Annotated in this window: 17 protein-coding genes; 11 read left to right on the forward strand and 6 right to left on the reverse strand. The window is 38.7% G+C overall.

Translation table 11 applies throughout. From position 1 onward, the window contains the following. Positions 1-108: 108 nt before the first annotated feature. Positions 109-525, forward strand: coding sequence for a DoxX family protein (locus BW935_RS03010; protein ID WP_076498468.1), 417 nt, complete (start codon positions 109-111; stop codon positions 523-525). Here BW935_RS03010 and recF read toward each other — a convergent pair. Continuing rightward, positions 519-1628, reverse strand: coding sequence for a DNA replication/repair protein RecF (recF, locus tag BW935_RS03015; RefSeq protein WP_076498469.1), 1110 nt, complete (start codon positions 1626-1628; stop codon positions 519-521). The two genes, BW935_RS03010 and recF, sit on opposite strands and share 7 nt — an antisense overlap. 107 nt (positions 1629-1735) lie before the next feature. Here recF and pdhA point away from each other — a divergent pair, with 107 nt between their 5' ends. The 4 genes from pdhA to BW935_RS03035 all read left to right on the forward strand — a co-directional run bounded on the left by pdhA (position 1736) and on the right by BW935_RS03035 (position 5611). Next, on the forward strand, positions 1736-2755 hold the full coding sequence (gene pdhA / locus BW935_RS03020) for a pyruvate dehydrogenase (acetyl-transferring) E1 component subunit alpha (protein ID WP_076498471.1): 1020 nt from the start codon (positions 1736-1738) through the stop codon (positions 2753-2755). Positions 2756-2923: 168 nt separating this feature from the next. After that, positions 2924-3631, forward strand: a complete 708-nt coding sequence (locus tag BW935_RS03025) for a tetratricopeptide repeat protein (protein ID WP_076498472.1) — start codon at positions 2924-2926, stop codon at positions 3629-3631. Between the two features lie 84 nt (positions 3632-3715). Next, a complete protein-coding gene (ribH, locus tag BW935_RS03030; protein ID WP_076498474.1) occupies positions 3716-4192 on the forward strand; it encodes a 6,7-dimethyl-8-ribityllumazine synthase in 477 nt (158 codons plus the stop codon). Between the two features lie 99 nt (positions 4193-4291). Next, the gene (locus BW935_RS03035; RefSeq protein WP_076498475.1) at positions 4292-5611 is read left to right on the forward strand and encodes an aspartate kinase; all 1320 of its coding nucleotides are present in this window, start codon (positions 4292-4294) and stop codon (positions 5609-5611) included. A gap of 50 nt (positions 5612-5661) precedes the next feature. On the opposite strand, the gene BW935_RS03040 is transcribed toward BW935_RS03035, so the two are convergent. Then, entirely contained in the window at positions 5662-6783 is a 1122-nt protein-coding gene (locus BW935_RS03040; protein ID WP_076498476.1) for an AAA family ATPase, read from the reverse strand. Positions 6784-6919: 136 nt separating this feature from the next. Between BW935_RS03040 and BW935_RS03045 the strand changes: the two genes are divergently transcribed. From BW935_RS03045 to BW935_RS03060, 4 genes are all read left to right on the forward strand, one after another. Continuing rightward, a complete protein-coding gene (locus BW935_RS03045) occupies positions 6920-8653 on the forward strand; it encodes a M14 family metallopeptidase (RefSeq protein WP_076498477.1) in 1734 nt (577 codons plus the stop codon). A gap of 33 nt (positions 8654-8686) precedes the next feature. Further along, the gene (locus BW935_RS03050) at positions 8687-9013 is read left to right on the forward strand and encodes a DUF6787 family protein (protein ID WP_076498478.1); all 327 of its coding nucleotides are present in this window, start codon (positions 8687-8689) and stop codon (positions 9011-9013) included. A gap of 61 nt (positions 9014-9074) precedes the next feature. Continuing rightward, the gene (locus tag BW935_RS03055) at positions 9075-10865 is read left to right on the forward strand and encodes an ABC transporter ATP-binding protein (RefSeq protein WP_076498479.1); all 1791 of its coding nucleotides are present in this window, start codon (positions 9075-9077) and stop codon (positions 10863-10865) included. Positions 10866-10999: 134 nt separating this feature from the next. Beyond that, complete coding sequence (locus BW935_RS03060; RefSeq protein ID WP_076498819.1) at positions 11000-11221, forward strand: hypothetical protein; 222 nt, start codon at positions 11000-11002, stop codon at positions 11219-11221. A 34-nt stretch (positions 11222-11255) separates the two neighbouring features. Here the strand turns inward: BW935_RS03060 and BW935_RS03065 are convergent, their stop codons facing one another. Then, on the reverse strand, positions 11256-12584 hold the full coding sequence (locus BW935_RS03065; protein WP_076498481.1) for a transglutaminase-like domain-containing protein: 1329 nt from the start codon (positions 12582-12584) through the stop codon (positions 11256-11258). A gap of 126 nt (positions 12585-12710) precedes the next feature. Here BW935_RS03065 and BW935_RS03070 point away from each other — a divergent pair, with 126 nt between their 5' ends. Then, complete coding sequence (locus BW935_RS03070; protein ID WP_245802631.1) at positions 12711-13499, forward strand: DUF3050 domain-containing protein; 789 nt, start codon at positions 12711-12713, stop codon at positions 13497-13499. 148 nt (positions 13500-13647) lie between these two features. Here BW935_RS03070 and BW935_RS03075 read toward each other — a convergent pair whose 3' ends face one another. From BW935_RS03075 to BW935_RS03085, 3 genes are read right to left on the reverse strand one after another with little or no spacing between them, the layout of a single operon-like run. Beyond that, positions 13648-14778: a DUF4221 family protein gene (locus BW935_RS03075; protein WP_076498483.1), complete on the reverse strand. Its 1131-nt coding sequence runs from the start codon at positions 14776-14778 to the stop codon at positions 13648-13650. Between the two features lie 6 nt (positions 14779-14784). After that, on the reverse strand, positions 14785-15930 hold the full coding sequence (locus tag BW935_RS03080) for a DUF4221 family protein (RefSeq protein WP_076498485.1): 1146 nt from the start codon (positions 15928-15930) through the stop codon (positions 14785-14787). Between the two features lie 21 nt (positions 15931-15951). After that, on the reverse strand, positions 15952-17079 hold the full coding sequence (locus BW935_RS03085) for a DUF4221 family protein (RefSeq protein ID WP_076498487.1): 1128 nt from the start codon (positions 17077-17079) through the stop codon (positions 15952-15954). 247 nt (positions 17080-17326) lie between these two features. On the opposite strand from BW935_RS03085, the gene BW935_RS03090 reads away from it, so the two are divergent. Next, positions 17327-18430 carry a hypothetical protein gene (locus tag BW935_RS03090; protein ID WP_139325482.1) on the forward strand — a complete coding sequence of 368 codons (1104 nt, stop codon included), beginning with the start codon at positions 17327-17329 and terminating at the stop codon, positions 18428-18430. Positions 18431-18467 lie beyond the last annotated feature (37 nt).

The raw sequence follows: 18467 nt of genomic DNA on the forward strand, positions 1-18467 counted from the left end.
TGTGTGAAATTAGAGATTCAAATTGAATTTTCTTAAACCATCAGGTAAACTATTTGATTTTTACCTTAATCAAAGAAATAAATTGAAATACTTCCAAAAAGATAAGAAATGAAAAAGCTCTTTTTCTTCAGTAATACGATATTGAAGGACCTAGCACTTTTAGTACTCCGAGCTGCTACAGGTTTGATGATGGCAACCCACGGTTGGACAAAAATTTCTGACTTTTCTGCAAAGCTTCAGACCTTCTCAGACCCCATAGGTCTTGGACCCGCAGTATCTCTTCAATTGGTCATTTTCGCAGAGTTTTTCTGTGCCTTGTTTTTAGCCATTGGCTTTTTGACCAGATTGTCTCTGATACCTTTGATCATAGCAATGTCCGTAGCAGCATTTATAGCACATGGAGGAGATCCTTTTTCCATGCAAGAAAAATCTTTGCTCTTCTTGACCATATTCGTTTGTCTATTTCTACTAGGACCAGGTAAGTACTCTGTAGATGGTCAAATCAATAAGAAAAACCGTTATTGATCCCAGGCTGAGACGTGACCTTGCTCGACCTTGAAAAACTTAGCTTGTGCATTGATTCCTTTCAGAATACCAGCAGAGCGCTCTGGTCGTGCATCTGTAATAAAGAGCTGCCCAAACCTATGATCAGCGACCAATTGCATCAGTTTTTCGATCCGAAGATCATCGAGTTTGTCAAAAATGTCATCAAGCAATAGGATTGGCTTCGTGTTCTTTTTGTCATGAAAAATTTCAAATTGCGCCAGTTTCAATGCGATCAAAAAGGACTTCTGCTGACCTTGTGAGCCATATTTTTTGATTGGGTAGTTATCTATTTCAAATACAAAGTCGTCTTTGTGAATGCCCATGGTCGATCTTCGCAAAATAAGATCCTTGCTTTGGTTTTGATAGAATTGACGCTCGAAGTCCTCTGCCGTACAATTGGTATCATAATGAATGTCTATGGTCTCTCGCTTTCCCGAAATATCTGCATAGTGCTCTAGCAAAAGGGGCTTGTAGGCATTGACAAATTCCTGTCTTGTGGCTGCTATCAGTTTGCTTAGTTTAATTAATTCTAAGTCATAGGGCTCAAGCAAGGCTTTATTGATCCTGCCAGTTTCTCCAAATTTTTTGAGTAAGGCATTCCGCTGTTTGAGAAAATGCTGATACCGGACGAGGTTATCCATATAGGATTTATCTAATTGACAGAGCATATTGTCAAAAAACCTTCTACGCTCTTCACTGCCATCTTTGATGAGCTGGGTATCGTCCGGGGCGATCATCACTACAGGTAGTAAGCCAACATGGTCGCTCATTTTTTCAACAGCTTTGCCATTTTGGATGATCTGTTTCTTTTTTCCAGATTCCACTATACATCTGATTTCCAAAGAATTTTTAGCCATCTCAAATTCTCCGAATACTGTAAAAAAATCCATATCATGCAAGATGTTCTGGTTATCCTGTGCATTTACTGCACTTTTGGTGAGGCACAGATAGTGGATGGCATCAAGTAGGTTTGTCTTTCCAGAGCCATTGATGCCCACCATGCAATTGATCTCCTCAGAAAATTCCAGTTTCGCAGACTGATAGTTTTTGAATTGATTGAGTTGGAGATTTTTCAGGTGCATGTTTAGAAAAGACAGGGTTTTTGGACTATTTTCGCATTCAGCCTTAAAATTCAGCCCTTTTGATTATATTTGAGGCCTAAATTTAGCATATTTTAGAACATAACGATATGGCAAAGAAGAGTACGACTGCAAAGTCAAAAGCAAAATACTCCAAAGAAACTTATGCTTTTTGGTATGAAAGCATGTTGTTGATGAGAAAATTTGAGGAAAAGGCAGGTCAATTATATGGTCAGCAGAAAATCCGAGGATTTTGTCATTTGTACATCGGCCAAGAAGCTTGTGCGGCTGGTGCGATTACAGCTTTGGAAAAAGATGACAAATGGATTACAGCCTATAGAGATCATGCGCATCCACTAGGACTTGGTACCGATCCAGGTGCTGTCATGGCAGAATTATACGGCAAAGCCACAGGAACTACCAAAGGGAAAGGTGGGTCTATGCACATCTTTGACAAAGAAAGAAACTTCATGGGAGGCCATGGAATTGTAGGTGCGCAAGTTCCTATGGGATTGGGAATTGGTTTTGCCGAAAAATACCAAGGCACCAAGAACCTTTGTATCTGTCACATGGGTGATGGTGCAGTGCGACAGGGCGCTGTTCACGAAGCTTTTAACCTAGCCATGTTGTACAAAACTCCCGTTATCTTCGTCATCGAAAACAATGGCTATGCCATGGGTACTTCTGTAGCCAGAACATCTAATGTGACTGAGCTATACAAAATCGGTGAAGCTTACGACATGCCATCTTTCCCTGTAGATGGGATGAATGTGGAGGCTATTCACGAAGCAGTAGCAGAAGCAGCAGAGCGAGCTAGAAAAGGTGATGGCCCTACATTGTTGGAATTCAGAACATACAGATACAAAGGCCACTCTATGTCAGATCCTCAGAAATACAGAACACGTGAGGAAGTAGAAGAGTACAAGCAGAGAGACCCAATCGAGCAAGTAAAAGCTACTATTCTAGATAATAAGATCCTTTCTGAAGAAGAAATTAAAGAAATCGATAAGAAAGTGAAAAAGCAAGTAGATGAATCTGTGAAGTTTGCAGAGGAGTCGCCATGGCCTGATGGTCAGGATGCATTCAAGGATGTATACATGCAAGAAGATTATCCTTTTGTAATGGAATAGTTCATGTAGCAAATAGTTGAGAAGCCTCGGGAGTCATAATTCCGAGGCTTTTTTCATTCATGTTGGGCGCTTTTTTTGGGTGATTTTGTCATAGTTTTTTATGTATTCCCCATACGGCTTTGCATTTGTTTTAAAGAAATATATCTTTGCGCCAATAATTTTCATAGAATGGCTAAGAAACAAACAAAAAATAGCGAAGTAGAATACGAAGTATTGGAGAATCCAGAGGTGATCGCCAGCAGACTTGAAAGAGGTGAAGCATTCGTAAGGGAGAACTCCAAAGTCGTTGGCGGTATCTTGATCGGAGTTGTGCTTTTGATTGCGGGTATCTTGTTTGTACAAATCAACAAGCAAAACCAAAATAAGAAAGCTCAGGCTGAAATGTTCCAAGCTGTATATTATTTCGAACAAGACCAAACAGAACTTGCTCTGAATGGTGATGGCAGCAATGCTGGTTTGCTAAAAATTGCAGATCAATACTCTGGTACGGATGCAGCTAACTTGGCTAACTTCTACATTGGATCCATCTATCTTTCAGAAGGAAAGTTCAACGAAGCACTTACACATTTGAAGAAATTCTCTGCAAGTGATTATTTTGTTCAGGCTAAGGCATATGCTTTAATAGGTGATGCCTACCTAGAGCTAGAGAATACGAAGGAGGCGATTTCTTATTATAAAAAAGCTGCAGCAGAAGGTGAAAACAAGTATTTTACGCCAAGATATTTGAACAAGCTAGCAGTGGCTTATGAAGAAGCTGGTGACATGGCCAATGCTATCAAGACATATGAAATTATCGAAGAGAAATACTTCGAATCATATGAATTTACCAACGCACGAAAGCATAAAGCACGCTTAGAAGGTCTTGCCTCTAAGTAATGCTTGTCTATTTAAGCATTTGAGAAGAGTAAGACCCCGACGGTCTTACTCTTTTTTTATACACAAATTCAAAAAACAATCCCAATGGCTACTAATCTCAAAAGTCTCAGTCAGTATTCAGAAAAAAATATTGTAGATATCTCAAACAAAAAGTTTGGAATCGTGGTCTCAGAATGGAACGATCAAATCACAGAATCTCTATTTTCTGCTGCTTTGGAAACACTGTTGAAACATGGTGCCAAAAAGGATAATATTTATAGAAAAAATGTACCAGGCTCGTTTGAGCTGACACTTGGCGCTCAATGGTTGGCAGAGTTAGAAGAAATCGACGCAGTAATTTGCTTGGGTTGTGTGATTCAGGGTGAGACGAGACATTTCGATTTCATCTGTGATGCTGTGGCACATGGTATAACCAACGTAGGCCTCAAATACAACAAGCCAGTCATCTTTGGAGTATTGACTCCTGACAACATGCAGCAGGCTCTTGACAGAGCAGGGGGAAAGCATGGTAATAAGGGAGATGAAGCGGCGATTACAGCAGTGAAGATGCTTGGATTCTAAGAAACCAGTTTCTCGCAAAAGGTACAAGGAGCAAAGAATCGCCAAAAAAATGGAAATCATTATATTGAATTAATTAACTACCTCAAACCTAATAGATAAATGAAAATAATGAAATTCGGGGGGACCTCTGTAGGTAAGCCCGAGCGCATGCATCAAGTAAAGGACCTGATTACAAGGGACAATCAGAAGAAGATTGTGGTGCTGTCGGCGCTATCAGGAACAACAAACGCGCTTGTAGGTATAGGTGAAGCTTTGGCAGATGCTGATAAAGAGCTTGCAAAAAAGCGTATTGATCTTTTACATGCGCATTATTTGATTTTCTACAAGGATTTGCTCAAGTCAGATTCTGCGCGCAAAAAAGCCGAAAAAATCATTGCTGAGCATTTTGAATTTCTCAATATCATCCTCAAGATTTCCTTCAACGAGGCGATCAATAGGGATATCTTGGCTCAGGGGGAGTTGCTATCTACAAAGCTTTTTTATACCCTCTTGCAGGAATTGGACATTCCAGCGGTGTTTTTGCCAGCCTTGGACTTCATGAGTATTGATGAAAATCACGAGCCTGAGTTGAAAAAGATCTCTGAAAAGGTAAAATCAATCCTGAAAAATTATCCAGAAGAGAGCATTTTTGTGACACAGGGCTATATCTGTAAAAACCACAGAAATGAAGTGGACAATCTCAAGCGTGGTGGCTCTGACTATTCAGCCTCACTGATTGGTGCCGCTATCAATGCCGAAGTGGTGGAGATTTGGACTGATATCGACGGTATGCACAACAATGACCCTAGAATTGTAGATCAGACCAGACCTATCGCTCAGTTGTCCTTTGATGAAGCAGCAGAGTTGGCCTACTTCGGGGCCAAGATTCTACACCCAGCTTCCATCTGGCCTGCTCAACAATACAATATTCCTGTCAAATTGCTCAATACCATGGAGCCTGATGCTATAGGTACGACCATTACTGCCAAAGAGCAAGGTACTGGTGTCAAGGCATTGGCTGCAAAGGATGGAATCACTGCCATTAAGATTAAGTCTAGCAGGATGCTTTTGGCTTATGGTTTCTTGAGAAAGGTTTTCGAGGTTTTTGAAAAGTATAAGACTTCCATTGATATGATCACGACCTCTGAGGTGGCAGTCTCCGTGACGATTGATGATTTGTCCCATCTCAAAGAAATCATCCGGGAGTTGGAAGCTTATGGATCAGTTGAAGTAGATCAAAATCAAACCATCATTTCTATTGTAGGGAACTTGATTGCAGAATCAAAAGGTAGCGTCGCACAGATCATGAACTGTCTGACGGACTATCCTGTCAGAATGGTATCCTATGGAGGGAGCAGACACAATGTATCTCTGCTGGTAGATGCTCAATACAAAAATGCTGCGCTTCAAAGCCTAAACAGCGGACTATTTGAGTGGTAATCCTATTCTTCGATTTTAAATCCCCTTCTTTAGTTTAGGAAGGGGATTTTTTATGCCTTAGCCATCCATCTGGCTAAAAGTACCTCATGAACCAAGTATACTCCATTGTCCTCGATGACGAGTTCTTGCTTTTTAAGGGATTTGATTGCTGTATTAACAGTGCTCGCAGCACCTAGTTGATGTTTGTTGATAAATTCCTTGGAAAGTGGATTTTCTAGCGGTTCTTCTTTGGCTATAGCTTGAAAGACCCGCCACTGAGTCTTTGTGAGCATTTTTGGGAAATTAGCAAAAATAGCTTGTTGCTGTTCCAGGACATCTCTTTTTACACGATGAAAATCAGCTTCTTTGACCTCTTGGCATTGAGCGTAGAGATAATTGCAAATCAATTGAACCGTATAAGTCTGTCCCCTTGACCATTCGAATATCATCTTGATGATATCTTCAGAGATCACTTTTTTCTTGGCCTCAAAGTGTGATTGAATAAAAGCGGTGTATTTTTCTAGTGGTATTGGGTCTAATGGGAGCATTTGAGCACTGAGGTAAAAGGGCCTGTTCTTCTCCAAAAACATCTCTGACATCATTCCCCTGTGACTACCAGAGAAAATAAACCTGATATCTGGAAATTTTTGTACCCAACTTCTAAATAAGGCTTCTGCATGAACTTCATTGTAAGTAGATACCTGTTGAAATTCATCTATCGCTACCACTATGCTCTTTTTTCTTTGACTCAAAAAATCTCCCAATGCATGAAGGGACTGCTCTTCATGGCCAGGGGCATTCAAGCCTAGACTCAATGAAGGCACGCCTGATATGGGATCAAAACTAATCGAAGCGCCGATAGATGCTATCAATTTTTGAATGCTAGCACTAATTCCAGATTTGGTCTTACCAAATCTTTCAAATATTGCGCTTGACAATTCTCTCACGGCGTCTTCCATGGATATTGCCGAAAGGAAATCTACATATACCGTCTCATAAGCCCCAGAGTCCTCTAATTCCTCAAAAAATCTATGCACCAAAGCAGACTTTCCCAACCTTCTCCATGCATATAATACGACATTTCTCCCATTGTTTATATGATCTTGTAGTAAGGAAAGATCTTTTTCTCTATCACAGAAATAGGCTTTCCCATGATAGGTGTTCAATACGAAAGGATTATCTGGCTTTTTCATGGCGTCATATTAGAACTTGTTACGCACTTTGCGTTACGCAAATTACGTTACGTAAAGTACGTAATAAAGTAAGAATAATCAAAACCAGTTGTAAAATCCTTTTAGCATTTATTCTACTTTTTACTCAAATTTCGACATGAAAAAAATCCTACTCCTTTCATTGTGCTTGTTTGGTGGCTTGATGGCCTACGGACAAAAAACTTATTTGACTCAATTTGAAAAATCTGCAGGAAAGCAAACACCTGTTTACGACGATGTAATCACATATTTTGCGGAGTTGGCGGCAGATTTCGAACAAGTCAAAATGGTAGAAATGGGAACCACAGATGCTGGTTTGCCACTCCATGTGGTGATTTACGACCCAAGTGGGGAATTTGACCCAAAGGTGTGGCATCAGAAAGAGCAATTGATTGTGTATATTAATAATGCAATCCACCCAGGAGAACCAGATGGTATAGATGCATCTATGATGCTACTGAGAGATATCTTACTTGGAAAGCAAAACTTACCAGAAAAGACCGTATTAGCCATCACTCCAGTATATAATATTGGTGGCCATCTCAACAGGGGTGCTCACAGCAGGGTCAATCAGAACGGTCCAGAAGAATTTGGTTTCAGAGGTAATGCTCGAAGCTATGACCTGAATAGAGACTTCATCAAGGCAGATACAAAAAATGCCCGATCATTTCAGCAAATCTTCAATTGGATGAAGCCTCATGTATTTATTGACACCCATGTGAGTAATGGGGCAGATTATCAGCATGTGATGACATTGATATCCACACAGCATAATAGGCTTGGAGGACAATTGGGGGATTACTTACAAAGAGAAATGAACCCATTTCTCTATGCAGATATGAAAAACAGGAATTTCCCGATGATTCCTTATGTCAATGCTTATGGAAGTGGACCAGAAAATGGCTGGCCTCAATTCAAAGATATTGGTAGGTACAGTAGTGGGTATGCAGCGTTGTTCAAAACACTCAGCTTTATGCCTGAGACGCATATGTTGAAACCTTACGATCAGCGAGTAGCTTCTACATATGCACTATTTGAATCTTTCATCTCATTATTTCATAGAGATGCGAGCAAGATCGTGGCGATGGTCAAAGCGGATCGAGCTGCTGTATCCAATCAAAACAGTTTTGGTCTTAATCATTCCTCTGATCGCAGTACTTTTCAGATGATGGAATTTCATGGTTATGAATCAGGTCAAAAGCCATCTGAAATATCAGGACTTCCTCGCTTGTACTACGATAGAAATAAGCCATATAGTATAGAGATTAAGTTCTATGATACTTATAAGCCTACTTTGACCATTGACAAACCGAAAGCATATGTTATCCCACAAGGTTGGCACAATGTGATAGATAATCTAAGAAGAAATGGGGTAAGCGTGGAAGAACTCAAAAAAGACAGTACCATGTCGGTGTCAGTTTATCATATCAAGGATTTTCAAACAGCTCAAAGGCCTTTTGAGGGACACTATCTTCACAGCAGAGTAGCTGTAGACAAATCAAGTGAAATGATGTACTTCCGTAAAGGAGATGTTATCGTACACATGAATCAGGAGGCCAATAATTACCTAGTGGAAGTACTAGAGCCAGAAGGGGAAGACAGCTTCTTTGCATGGAACTTCTTCGATACCATCCTTCAATCTAAAGAGGGCTATTCTGCGTATGTCTTTGAGGATTTGGCTGCGGAGTTCCTGAGCAAAAACCCACAACTCAAATCAGAATTAGAAGCGGCTAAAGCGGCAGATGAGACGCTTGCAAATAGTGGCTCAGCGCAGCTCAGATGGGTCTACGAGCGCTCTCCGTGGAAGGAAAAAGAGCATAATAGATATCCAGTGTATAGAGTGGAAAATTGATTATATTTTGGATAATGTAGAGTCAAATTAAATATGGAAAACAAAAAAAATCAACCTACATTTTTAGAGAAACTGAAAGTCAAATGGAATCTTAAAAGTCTCCAACAGGTCATTCTTGTTTTGGTGGTCTTCGCGTTGACTGGTTTTACAATTCTTTTCATCAAGAAGCCTATCTTTGATTTTTTGGGAATCAGCATGGAAAAAGGAGGGTTTTGGAAAACTGTGCTCTACTTGCTGCTCGTACTCCCACTTTATCAGATTATCCTCCTTATTTGGGGATTCATTTTTGGTCAGTTTAGTTTTTTCTGGGAGAAAGAAAAGGAGTTTTTCAGAAGGATCAAAAAAATAGGCAGGAAATAGCCTTTTAGGAGGCTTGTTTGCGTAAATTTGCAGATTGATTTGATTAGAGATATAAATAGGGATGGCAAAAAAGAAAGGTAAAAACCTAGCAGAGCACGAAAAACGCAAACTCAACAAGCAAAACCTTAGCAAGCTCAGTGGAGTATTTCGTTTTGTTTTGCCATACAAATGGACTTTTTTGGTGGGTTTGGTTTTCCTACTGCTTTCAAGTCTCACATTATTGACGTTTCCATATGTAGCTGGTAAACTGATAGACACTGCCTCTGGAGAAACTTGGCTAGTCAATGATATCAATTCAATCGCATTCATGCTATTGGGGATTTTGTTGATTCAAAGTGTTTTTTCCTTTTTCAGAGTGTGGCTATTTGCCAAAGTTTCTGAAAGAAGCATGCGTGATATTAGAATTGCCTTGTATCGACAGCTGGTGCAATTGCCGATGACATTTTTTGACAAGAGAAGAACAGGTGAATTGATATCCCGAATCACGGCGGACGTGAGTATGCTTCAGGATACATTCTCCACGACTTTAGCGGAGCTGTTTAGGCAAATCATCACTTTGCTAGCAGGTGTGGTTTTCCTCATGCTGACTACTCCTAAGTTGACCCTATTTATGCTTGCAACTTTTCCTATTTTAGTCATCATTGCTATGGTTTTTGGAAAATTTATCAGAAAGCTTTCCAAGCAAGCTCAGGATGAATTGGCGGCTGCAAATGTCATTGTAGAAGAGACACTTCAATCCATCATTACGGTCAAATCCTTTGTGGGGGAAGATTATGAATCTAGGAGGTATCAGTCTGGTTTGAACAAAGTGGTAAAGGTAGCGCTCAAGGCTGCTGGATTCAGAGGAGCTTTTATCTCCTTTATTATTTTTGCACTATTTGGGGGGATTGTCGCTGTGATGTGGTATGGTGCAAGCTTGGTAGCTTCTGGTGAGATGAGTGTTGGTGACTTGGTTTCATTTGTGCTTTACACCACTTTTATAGGCGGTTCTATCGCTGGTTTGGGGGATATTTATGGTCAAATCCAAAAAGCCATAGGCAGCTCTGAGCGAGTACTAGAGATTCTGGATGAAACTCCAGAGTATGCCACTGCTGATTTTCAAAAAGTACCTATGCATGGTGCAGTGGAATTTGATCAAGTGAGATTTAGGTATCCTACTAGAACAGAAGTAGAAGTACTGAAGGGAATTAATTTCAGAATCAAGTCAGGCGAAAAAGTTGCCCTAGCGGGTCATTCTGGTGCGGGAAAATCTACCATCATTCAGCTTCTACTCAACTTTTATCCAGTAAATCAAGGAGTACTTCGGGTAGATGAGAAGCCTGTTGAGGACTGGAACCTGAAGCAGTTGAGGTCTAACATTGGAATCGTACCGCAGGAAGTATTGCTTTTCGGTGGAAGTATCAGAGAGAATATTGCCTATGCCAAGCCAGATGCCACTGAGGAAGAAATCATAGAGGCTGCCAAAAAAGCCAATGCATGGCAGTTTATCGCGAAGTTTCCAGAGGGAATGGATACCAAAGTAGGCGAGAGGGGCATTAAGCTTTCAGGTGGGCAACGACAGCGTGTAGCCATTGCAAGAGCCATCTTGAAGGATCCAGCGATTTTGATTTTGGATGAAGCCACTTCTTCCTTAGATGCAGAATCAGAAGCGTTGGTTCAGGAAGCTTTAGACGAATTGATGAAGAATAGAACAACGATTATTATTGCTCATAGGCTATCTACAATCAGAAAGGTGGATAGGATTTATGTATTGAAAGAAGGTGAGATTGTCGAAGAGGGCAATCACGAAGAGCTTGCTGCTCAGGAAGAAGGATTTTATGCCAACTTGGTTAGGTTGCAGTTTGCGGAATGATCTAAAGTAGCTTATAGTTATACATCCTTTTTTTTCCAAATTTTATTGGGTTTTCGTTTAAGTTGTTATATTTGAGTTTGGTTTTTATCGAAAAAAATCAAATGTTTGAAACATCCAACCTAAAAAACATGAAGATGATCAAGAAATTAAAATCTCTAACGGCATTGGTATTTGCCTTCGGTTTCCTATTTGCAGTAAGTACCACTTCTTGTGGTGACAAGAAAGCAGAAGAAAGTTCTGAAGATGCAGTAGAAGAAGTGATAGAAGAGGCTCCTGAGCACCCTGCAGAAGAGGGTGAGCATCCATCAGAAGGTGGCGAACATCCATCAGAAGGTGGAGAGCATCCAAGTAATTAAAGAAAAATCCCGAGACATAAAACTCGGGATTTTTTTATGCCCCTCTTGTAAATGAAAAGCCTACTTTTGGGTAGATGATCTCTCCATTGACTTCCACGAGTGGATAAGCTAAAAAATTAATCGGCCCTGAGCTTGGGCTTGGATCTATTTTTAAATCTCTACCTTTGCTAAGTTCTATTCTATTGGCTGGATGTCTCCCGAAATAATAAGTTGCCAGGGCAGTGTATTTGTTTCCTTCTGAAATATCCACAGGCCACCATTTCCCTTCGGCATAAAACTCCGCCCAACAATGATAACCATCAATTCCCCCTTCGTTTCTATCAGAGGGGATTGAGGCACCTATCGCAAATCTGGAAGGAATACCAATACTTCTTGCCAACGAAATAAAGAAGGAGTGGAATTCAGTGCAATTGCCTGTTTTGGTATCACAGGCATATACAGCATCACCTCTTCCATAGTCCCCAAACTTCATATAACGCATATTGTCAATGATGTAATCATAGAGAGCTCGTGCTTTTACTAGGTCTCCATCATTTTCTTTGCCTTGTGTAGCTTCTAGGGCAATTTCTTCAAATTGCCCACCGATTGGCATCAATAGATTGGGTTCTAGGTATTTTTGGTCAACCTTTCCTCTTGCATCATAAGGGCCTTTTTCTATTCGTTTGACTTGGTAGATGATCTCGATCTCAGAATTGCTGTGTTCTGGCCCCATGGCCATATAGATCATTTTATTGCCGTTTTCTTTATCTTCTATGACTTTTTCTTGAGCTGGAAGCTTCATTGATTTTACTATTATGGTCTGGAAATCGTCTGTTTGAGCGATTGGTATCCAAACTTCAGCTTTTTGCTTTAATTCTGGCATTTGGGCATAGTAGGTAAACTCAAATGTATCCTCCAATTCTACTACACCTAACAAATCCGAGGAAGCAGTCTCTACTGGTACCCTTCGCCAAGTCTTGTCAAGAAGCTGTTTCCAAGTATAGAAAGGCTTTCCATTGAGTTTGTGTAGGGATGTTTCAGTCACTTTCATCGCTCCGGGCTCTCCTTCTAAAAAGAAATCAACATCATAGACATCTCCTTTTTCATCAGCCAAATCCACACAGGCAAAATGCTTGCTCGGACCAAGATTACTCAGGTATTCTGTATGGACTCTAACCAGTTTAAGACGGAGCTTTTTGTTTTCCTTGTTGATCAAAAAATAGCCATCATTTTCGGCAGTTTCAGCGTCTATATAAGCCTTGATGCCAGCCTCTATTTCTGCTATGGAAACTCGTTTTTGAATATTCGATTCCTCTTCTTTGGACTCTTTTCCTTGACAGGCAAGCAACAGGAAGAGGAAAAAGTAAGAATAAATGATTTTCATGCGTTCAACTGTTTGGAGTTAACCAAATATAATGCTAATGCTCAGATTATGACACTTGATTTACAATTTCCGGATTCTATGAAATCTTTTTAATCCAAGAGAAGTTAATCCAACGTAACTTAAAAAATGATGAATCAAAATATTGATAAGCTTTTGGCTGCTGTACAGCCATATCGAAATGCACTTTTGCAGCATCCTATTTACAATGACTTAAAGACGCTGGAAGATTTTCGGGTTTTTATGGAACAACACGTCTATGCAGTTTGGGATTTCATGACATTGCTTAAAGCACTACAACTCAAACTTACTGGAACGAGTATTCCTTGGATTCCTTCAAGTGAACCAATTGTCACAAGACTGATTAACGACATCGTTTTGGCAGAAGAAAGTGATGAAGATGGACAAGGAGGGTATTGCAGTCATTTTGAGTTGTACTTGAGAGCTATGCATGAAGCTGGAGCAAGTACAGAAAATATTGATAGCTTTATCCAAGGACTTAGAGAAGGAGCATCTTTTGAATCAGCACTTGCGAGTCTAAACGAGTCAGATGCGGTTAAGCATTTTCTTAAAATCAATTATGCTGTTGTTCAAGGTGGTAAGCCTCACCAAATAGCAGCATCATTTACACTTGGTAGAGAAGAATTGATTCCAGATTTGTTCCGCCAATTGGTCAATGATCTGATCAAAAGTAAGCCAGGCGAATTGGAAACTTTAGAGTACTATTTTGAAAGGCATATCCACCTAGATGAAGATCATCATGGACCATTAGCCATGAAAATGTTAGATCACCTATGTGGCAATGATCCTCTAAAGTGGGAAGAGACCAAGGTAGCGGCTATTGAAGCACTAGAAGCCAGGAAAGTGCTGTGGGATGGAATTCATGAGTCATTGAAAAGTGCACTTATTTTGAAATAATTAGATAGCAACAAAATTCAATTCACCAAAAACCATGATTTTTGGTGAATTGAATCCCTATATATCGTAATATTCGGTGAATTGACTAAATAAAATGACATATAGCGTGTTCTACGAATCTGTTTCAGATAATACTTGAAGTACTACGTTAATCAATCTTAATCCTCACAAAGCCCAACTCGTCATCAATATTTTCATAGAGCCAAATGGTACTGCCTAAAAAGAAATGCCTTGGCGGCTCTTTAGTATAATTCTCTAATTTTGTCTCTTTGATGATTTTTAGATTTTTATCCAAAAGGGTTAAAAAAACTTCTGAATTTAAAAGTTTTGGTTCTCCATATTCATTTAACTCTTCTCCATAGGTGTTTTTATAGGACATCCTGATGAATTGCTGAGATATTGGATCCCATTTTGGATCCATAAAATTGATGGATTCAAAAAACTTTCTTCTGATTTCCAACCCTTTTTCTACATCCACTGTTGGTGGCATTTTGGTTTCATTTTTATTACCTGTAAGCTTGCTATCCCAAGGAATCAAGTACAGAGAATCCAAAAGCATATCATAAACATAAGCTTCATTGAAAGCACTATTGGTCATAATAATTCTTCCTGCATTGACAGTTGGAAAAGGAACAATACCAAACCCGCCACCACCAGTAAACTCCATGTTGAACTCATCAAACTTTTCTGTCTCAGGTAATGAAATCTTTTGATAAGTTTCCTTTTCCAAATCAAATTTCATGATGAAAAATTCTCTTGGCTCACTCCTTATATAAACCCCAAAAATCTGAGAGGGATCGTCTGGATGTTCAACCAATCGCATCGGAAATGATGCGGCACCTTTGATCTCTTCTGGACCAAACTTATCAAGTTTTAGATCCTTAATTTTTTCACCTGTCTGATCAAAAATGGCATTAAGCCCATAAGACCAGATCATGATTTGATCTTCAGAATTCAATAAATACCCACCAATGTATGACCCCATTCCATGAGGCCCTTCCCTCTCAAATTGGAGTGTTTTTTCTAAAGAAAGCGTCTCTAAATTGATTTTGTCAAACTTGGACGAGTTCCAAACATAATTAAAAAGAAATTTTCCATCATTTGAAAGCTCAGGATAACTGAGCCCAAATCGTAAATCAATATGCCCCTCTCCAGCATCCACCACCACAGTATCCTGAGTCAGGTTAAATTCAAAATTCTCGAATGACTTGCTTTTATCGGAGCTACAAGCAGCCAATAATGATAGGCCAGAAAGCAATCCTAATGCAAATTTTTTCATCTTATGTTAGTTTATAGTCAACCTCACAAATCCCAACTCGTCATCAATATTTTCATAAAGCCAGATTTTGCCATCTTTGACAAAGTGTTTTGGAGGGATTTTATTTAATTCTGGAAGGATGGTTTCATTTATTAATTCAAAATCTTCATCAAAAACGCTCAAATAAACTTCCGCTGAAATACCCTTGTAATTGCCCCTTTCATCCTTTTCATTAGAAAAATTCTCTTTATGTGACAATCTAAAATATTGCCTCCGCCCTTTATCCCAAATAAGTCCCCCATAACTTATTTCTTCTTTGGATTTCCTTAAAATATCTCCCAATTGTCCAGATTCACTTTCAACTTGTTTAGGAGGCAAATAATTCTTTTTGCTTCCCAATAATGATGAATCCCATGATTTGATATAAAGTGAATCAGTTTTTATGTCGTAAATCGAAATTTCATTGACTGCATTATTAGCAAAAATGATTTTATTGTCATTTTTGCTAGGGTATATTCCTACTCCATAGCTCCCTACGGACCGTCCGTCATTAGTAATTTCAACTCTGTAATCGAGTAGTTTTTTGAACTCAGGTAATTCTATTCTTTTATAGCTTTTGTTCTCCAAATCAAAATCGAGGAGGAAATAGGTATAATCTTTCCATGTTATAAAAAAACCAACAACTCTATCTTTTTGACCTTCAAAATCATAGAGCATATTTGGGTACGCATCATAATCTCTTATTACCTCACTGGCAATTTCTTCCAAATCCAGTTTTTTTACAAGATTGGCTTCTTGATCAAAAACAGAATTCAATCCATAAAACCAAATCATAAAATTCCCCTCAGAGGTAAGGCTAAAGTTTGATATGTAATCGCCAATTCCATTTGGTCCTTCTTTTTCAAACTTGATTTTTTTGTTCAAAATCAAATTGTCTAAATCAATTTTCTCCAATGAGTTTCCACTTTCATTGTAATTGTATAAAAACTGCTGATCCTTGGAGAGGACTGAAAGGTAAAGCCTATCTTGCAGATACAAAAACTCCTCTCCGCTATCAACTATAACCGTATCTAACGAAATGGTAATTTTTGAAAACGTTTCATTTTCGGGTTTTTGGTTACCTCCACAGGAAATGAGTAAATAACAAAGAATAGGAAGAATTAAGTATTTCATATAATATTTGATTTATATGTCTTATTTGATCGTCAGTCTCACAAAAGCCAATTCATCATCTATATTTTCAAAAAGCCAGATTTTGCCATCTTTGACAAAGTGCTTGGCAGGTCTATTCTGGATTTCAGGGATTTTTGATTCTGAAATTAGCCTAAAGTCTTCATCAAAGACGCTCAGGAAGACATCAGCACCGCTGACCTTATAGGTCTCAAATTCTGTCATTTCATCACTGAAAATACTTTTGATTGAAAATCTGTAATACTTTCTGTTTTCATCATCCCAAATAAATGAACCATAATTGATTTGTTCATTTGCTTTTCGCATTGCCTCTGCTCTCTCTTTTCCCTCAGCGGGAACCTCTTTTGGAAGTTGGGCAGTTTGCTGGCTACCTACCAAAGGCCCCTCCCAAGCTTTGAAGTAGAGCGAATCTTTCTTCATATCGTAGATGTAGGCTTGATTGAATGAATTCAAAGCCAAGATAACTTTATCATTTTGGATGGATTGCAAAGCGCCTGCATTGAAGCTCCCCATCCATTGCCCTTCATACAGCATGGTGATTTCGAATTCAGACAGCTTCTGCAATTCTGGTAATTCTATTTTTCTGAAACTGTCATCAGCAAAATCAAAAATCAAGAAATAGAAATCAAGTGACCTCCATTTTCTATGAAATGTAAGATACTTATCGGGCTCATTCGGTATTTGGACGAGTCTTGATAGCATCACTTCTTCTGTATGTTCGGTGTTTTCCAACAACTTGTCTATTGGCAATTCACGAAGTAGGTTACCGTTTTGATCCCATACTCCTTTTTTGGAAGACCAAAAGAGGCAGTTGTCATCAGGTGTCAAGGCAAAATCAAATGTGAAAGGGCCGACTCCATCTGGTCCTTCTTGGTCAAACTTGATTTTGTCGACCAATGTAAGATCGTTCAAGTCGATTTTTTCCAGATTACTTCCCTCCCTATTCCAATTGAATAAGTACTTCCTATCAGAAGAAATATCGGAAGAAAAAAGCCTGTTGTTCAGATACAAAAACTCGTCTCCTGCATCCACCATTACCGTGTCAAAGGAATAAGTAAGATTGGTGTTGATTTGGATTTCTTTGATGGTGTCTAAATTCCCTCCACAGGAGATGATTAAAGCAACTAACATAGCTAAAAGTAGATTTTTTATAAGCATAGAATTCAGGTTATATGTAGTGTAAGAATATTTTTGAGAACCTAATGATTGTCAGAATTATACAAAAATGCAATAAAAGTTTAAGCTTATTTGATTAAAATTAGTTAAAATAGACTTTCAAGCTTATCTTCGAATCGCTAAAGTATTATTGAATAATTTAGATTTCCTAAATTTTAAGATTCAAAGTGACTATACAAACCACCAATTTCCGAAAATTAAAATGATTAGATTTTCAGTACTTTTTCTAGGAACTTTGATTTTAATTGTTTCTTGTACCAAGCAAGTGGAAGTATCTGAGATTGAGTTTTTAGATTTTAAGACTTTAGACATCACAGATGCCATTGGGGGGTATAATAAGTATCATTATTTAGAAGATCAAGACTTGCTTTATGCCTACAATCAATTGTCATCTGTTCTTGATCTTTTTGAATGGAAAGATGGGAAATACCTTAGGACAATACCGCTGCCAGATGTTCCTGAAGCTTATGGTTTTGCATGGTCCGAGTTTTTACCTATAGCAGAAGACTCTTTGGTATTTGTCGATTACTTTGGGAAAATACTCTTAACGAATGCTGAAAGTGAACTTCTCTTGGCGTTTTCATTGAATGATTATTTACCAGAGGGATACGAGTTCTACTTTGGAAATAATACTCAAAACATGATTCATAGGGATGGCAAGCTAGTTTTCAGAATTCATCAAACTAATTTTTCACCCAAAGAGCAAGAGTATTATCATGGAAAAATATTAGGCAGCTTAGATTTGAATGCGCTAGGTACAGCCATATTGTATGGAGAATACCCAAGCAGCTACGAGATTAGGAATAATAAATTCTTTTTTAACAGCACTAAGCTTGGGTTTGAGTTTGGACTAGATTCCAAGGAAGAGGTTTTGATTTCATTTAGAAATGAACAAGCCATTCAATCATCTACGGCATTAGGAAATAAATGGTCTGATGGAAAGTCACAATCTCTCAACAATCCTTCACAATTAGATATAAATCAAGAAATCAGTTCTATAGACTGGATGGTTAAGGAAGGGTTTTATCATGATATTTTTTCAGATCCCTATCAGAAAGTTATTTATAGGATTTGCGTCTTTCCTCAGGAGTTGACTGATTTGGAAGGTAAAAGAAGGAGTGCTGCTACCAGGCCTTTTTCAATTCAGAAATTTAGTAGTGATTTTAAAGTTCTGTCGGAAGCTTCATTCAATACATCAGTTCTCGAATATTCATTTTTGTCCCGAATTATTACCAAGGATGGACTTTACCTGGGTGTTTTGGATGCTGGAGAAGACGAAGTATTATTCAGAAAGGTTAATTTTTAGAAGCTTAATCAATGTCGTTTAGTTTAGGGAAAAATTC

The organism is Belliella pelovolcani, assembly GCF_900156785.1.
GTDB classification, from domain to species: Bacteria; Bacteroidota; Bacteroidia; order Cytophagales; family Cyclobacteriaceae; genus Belliella; species Belliella pelovolcani.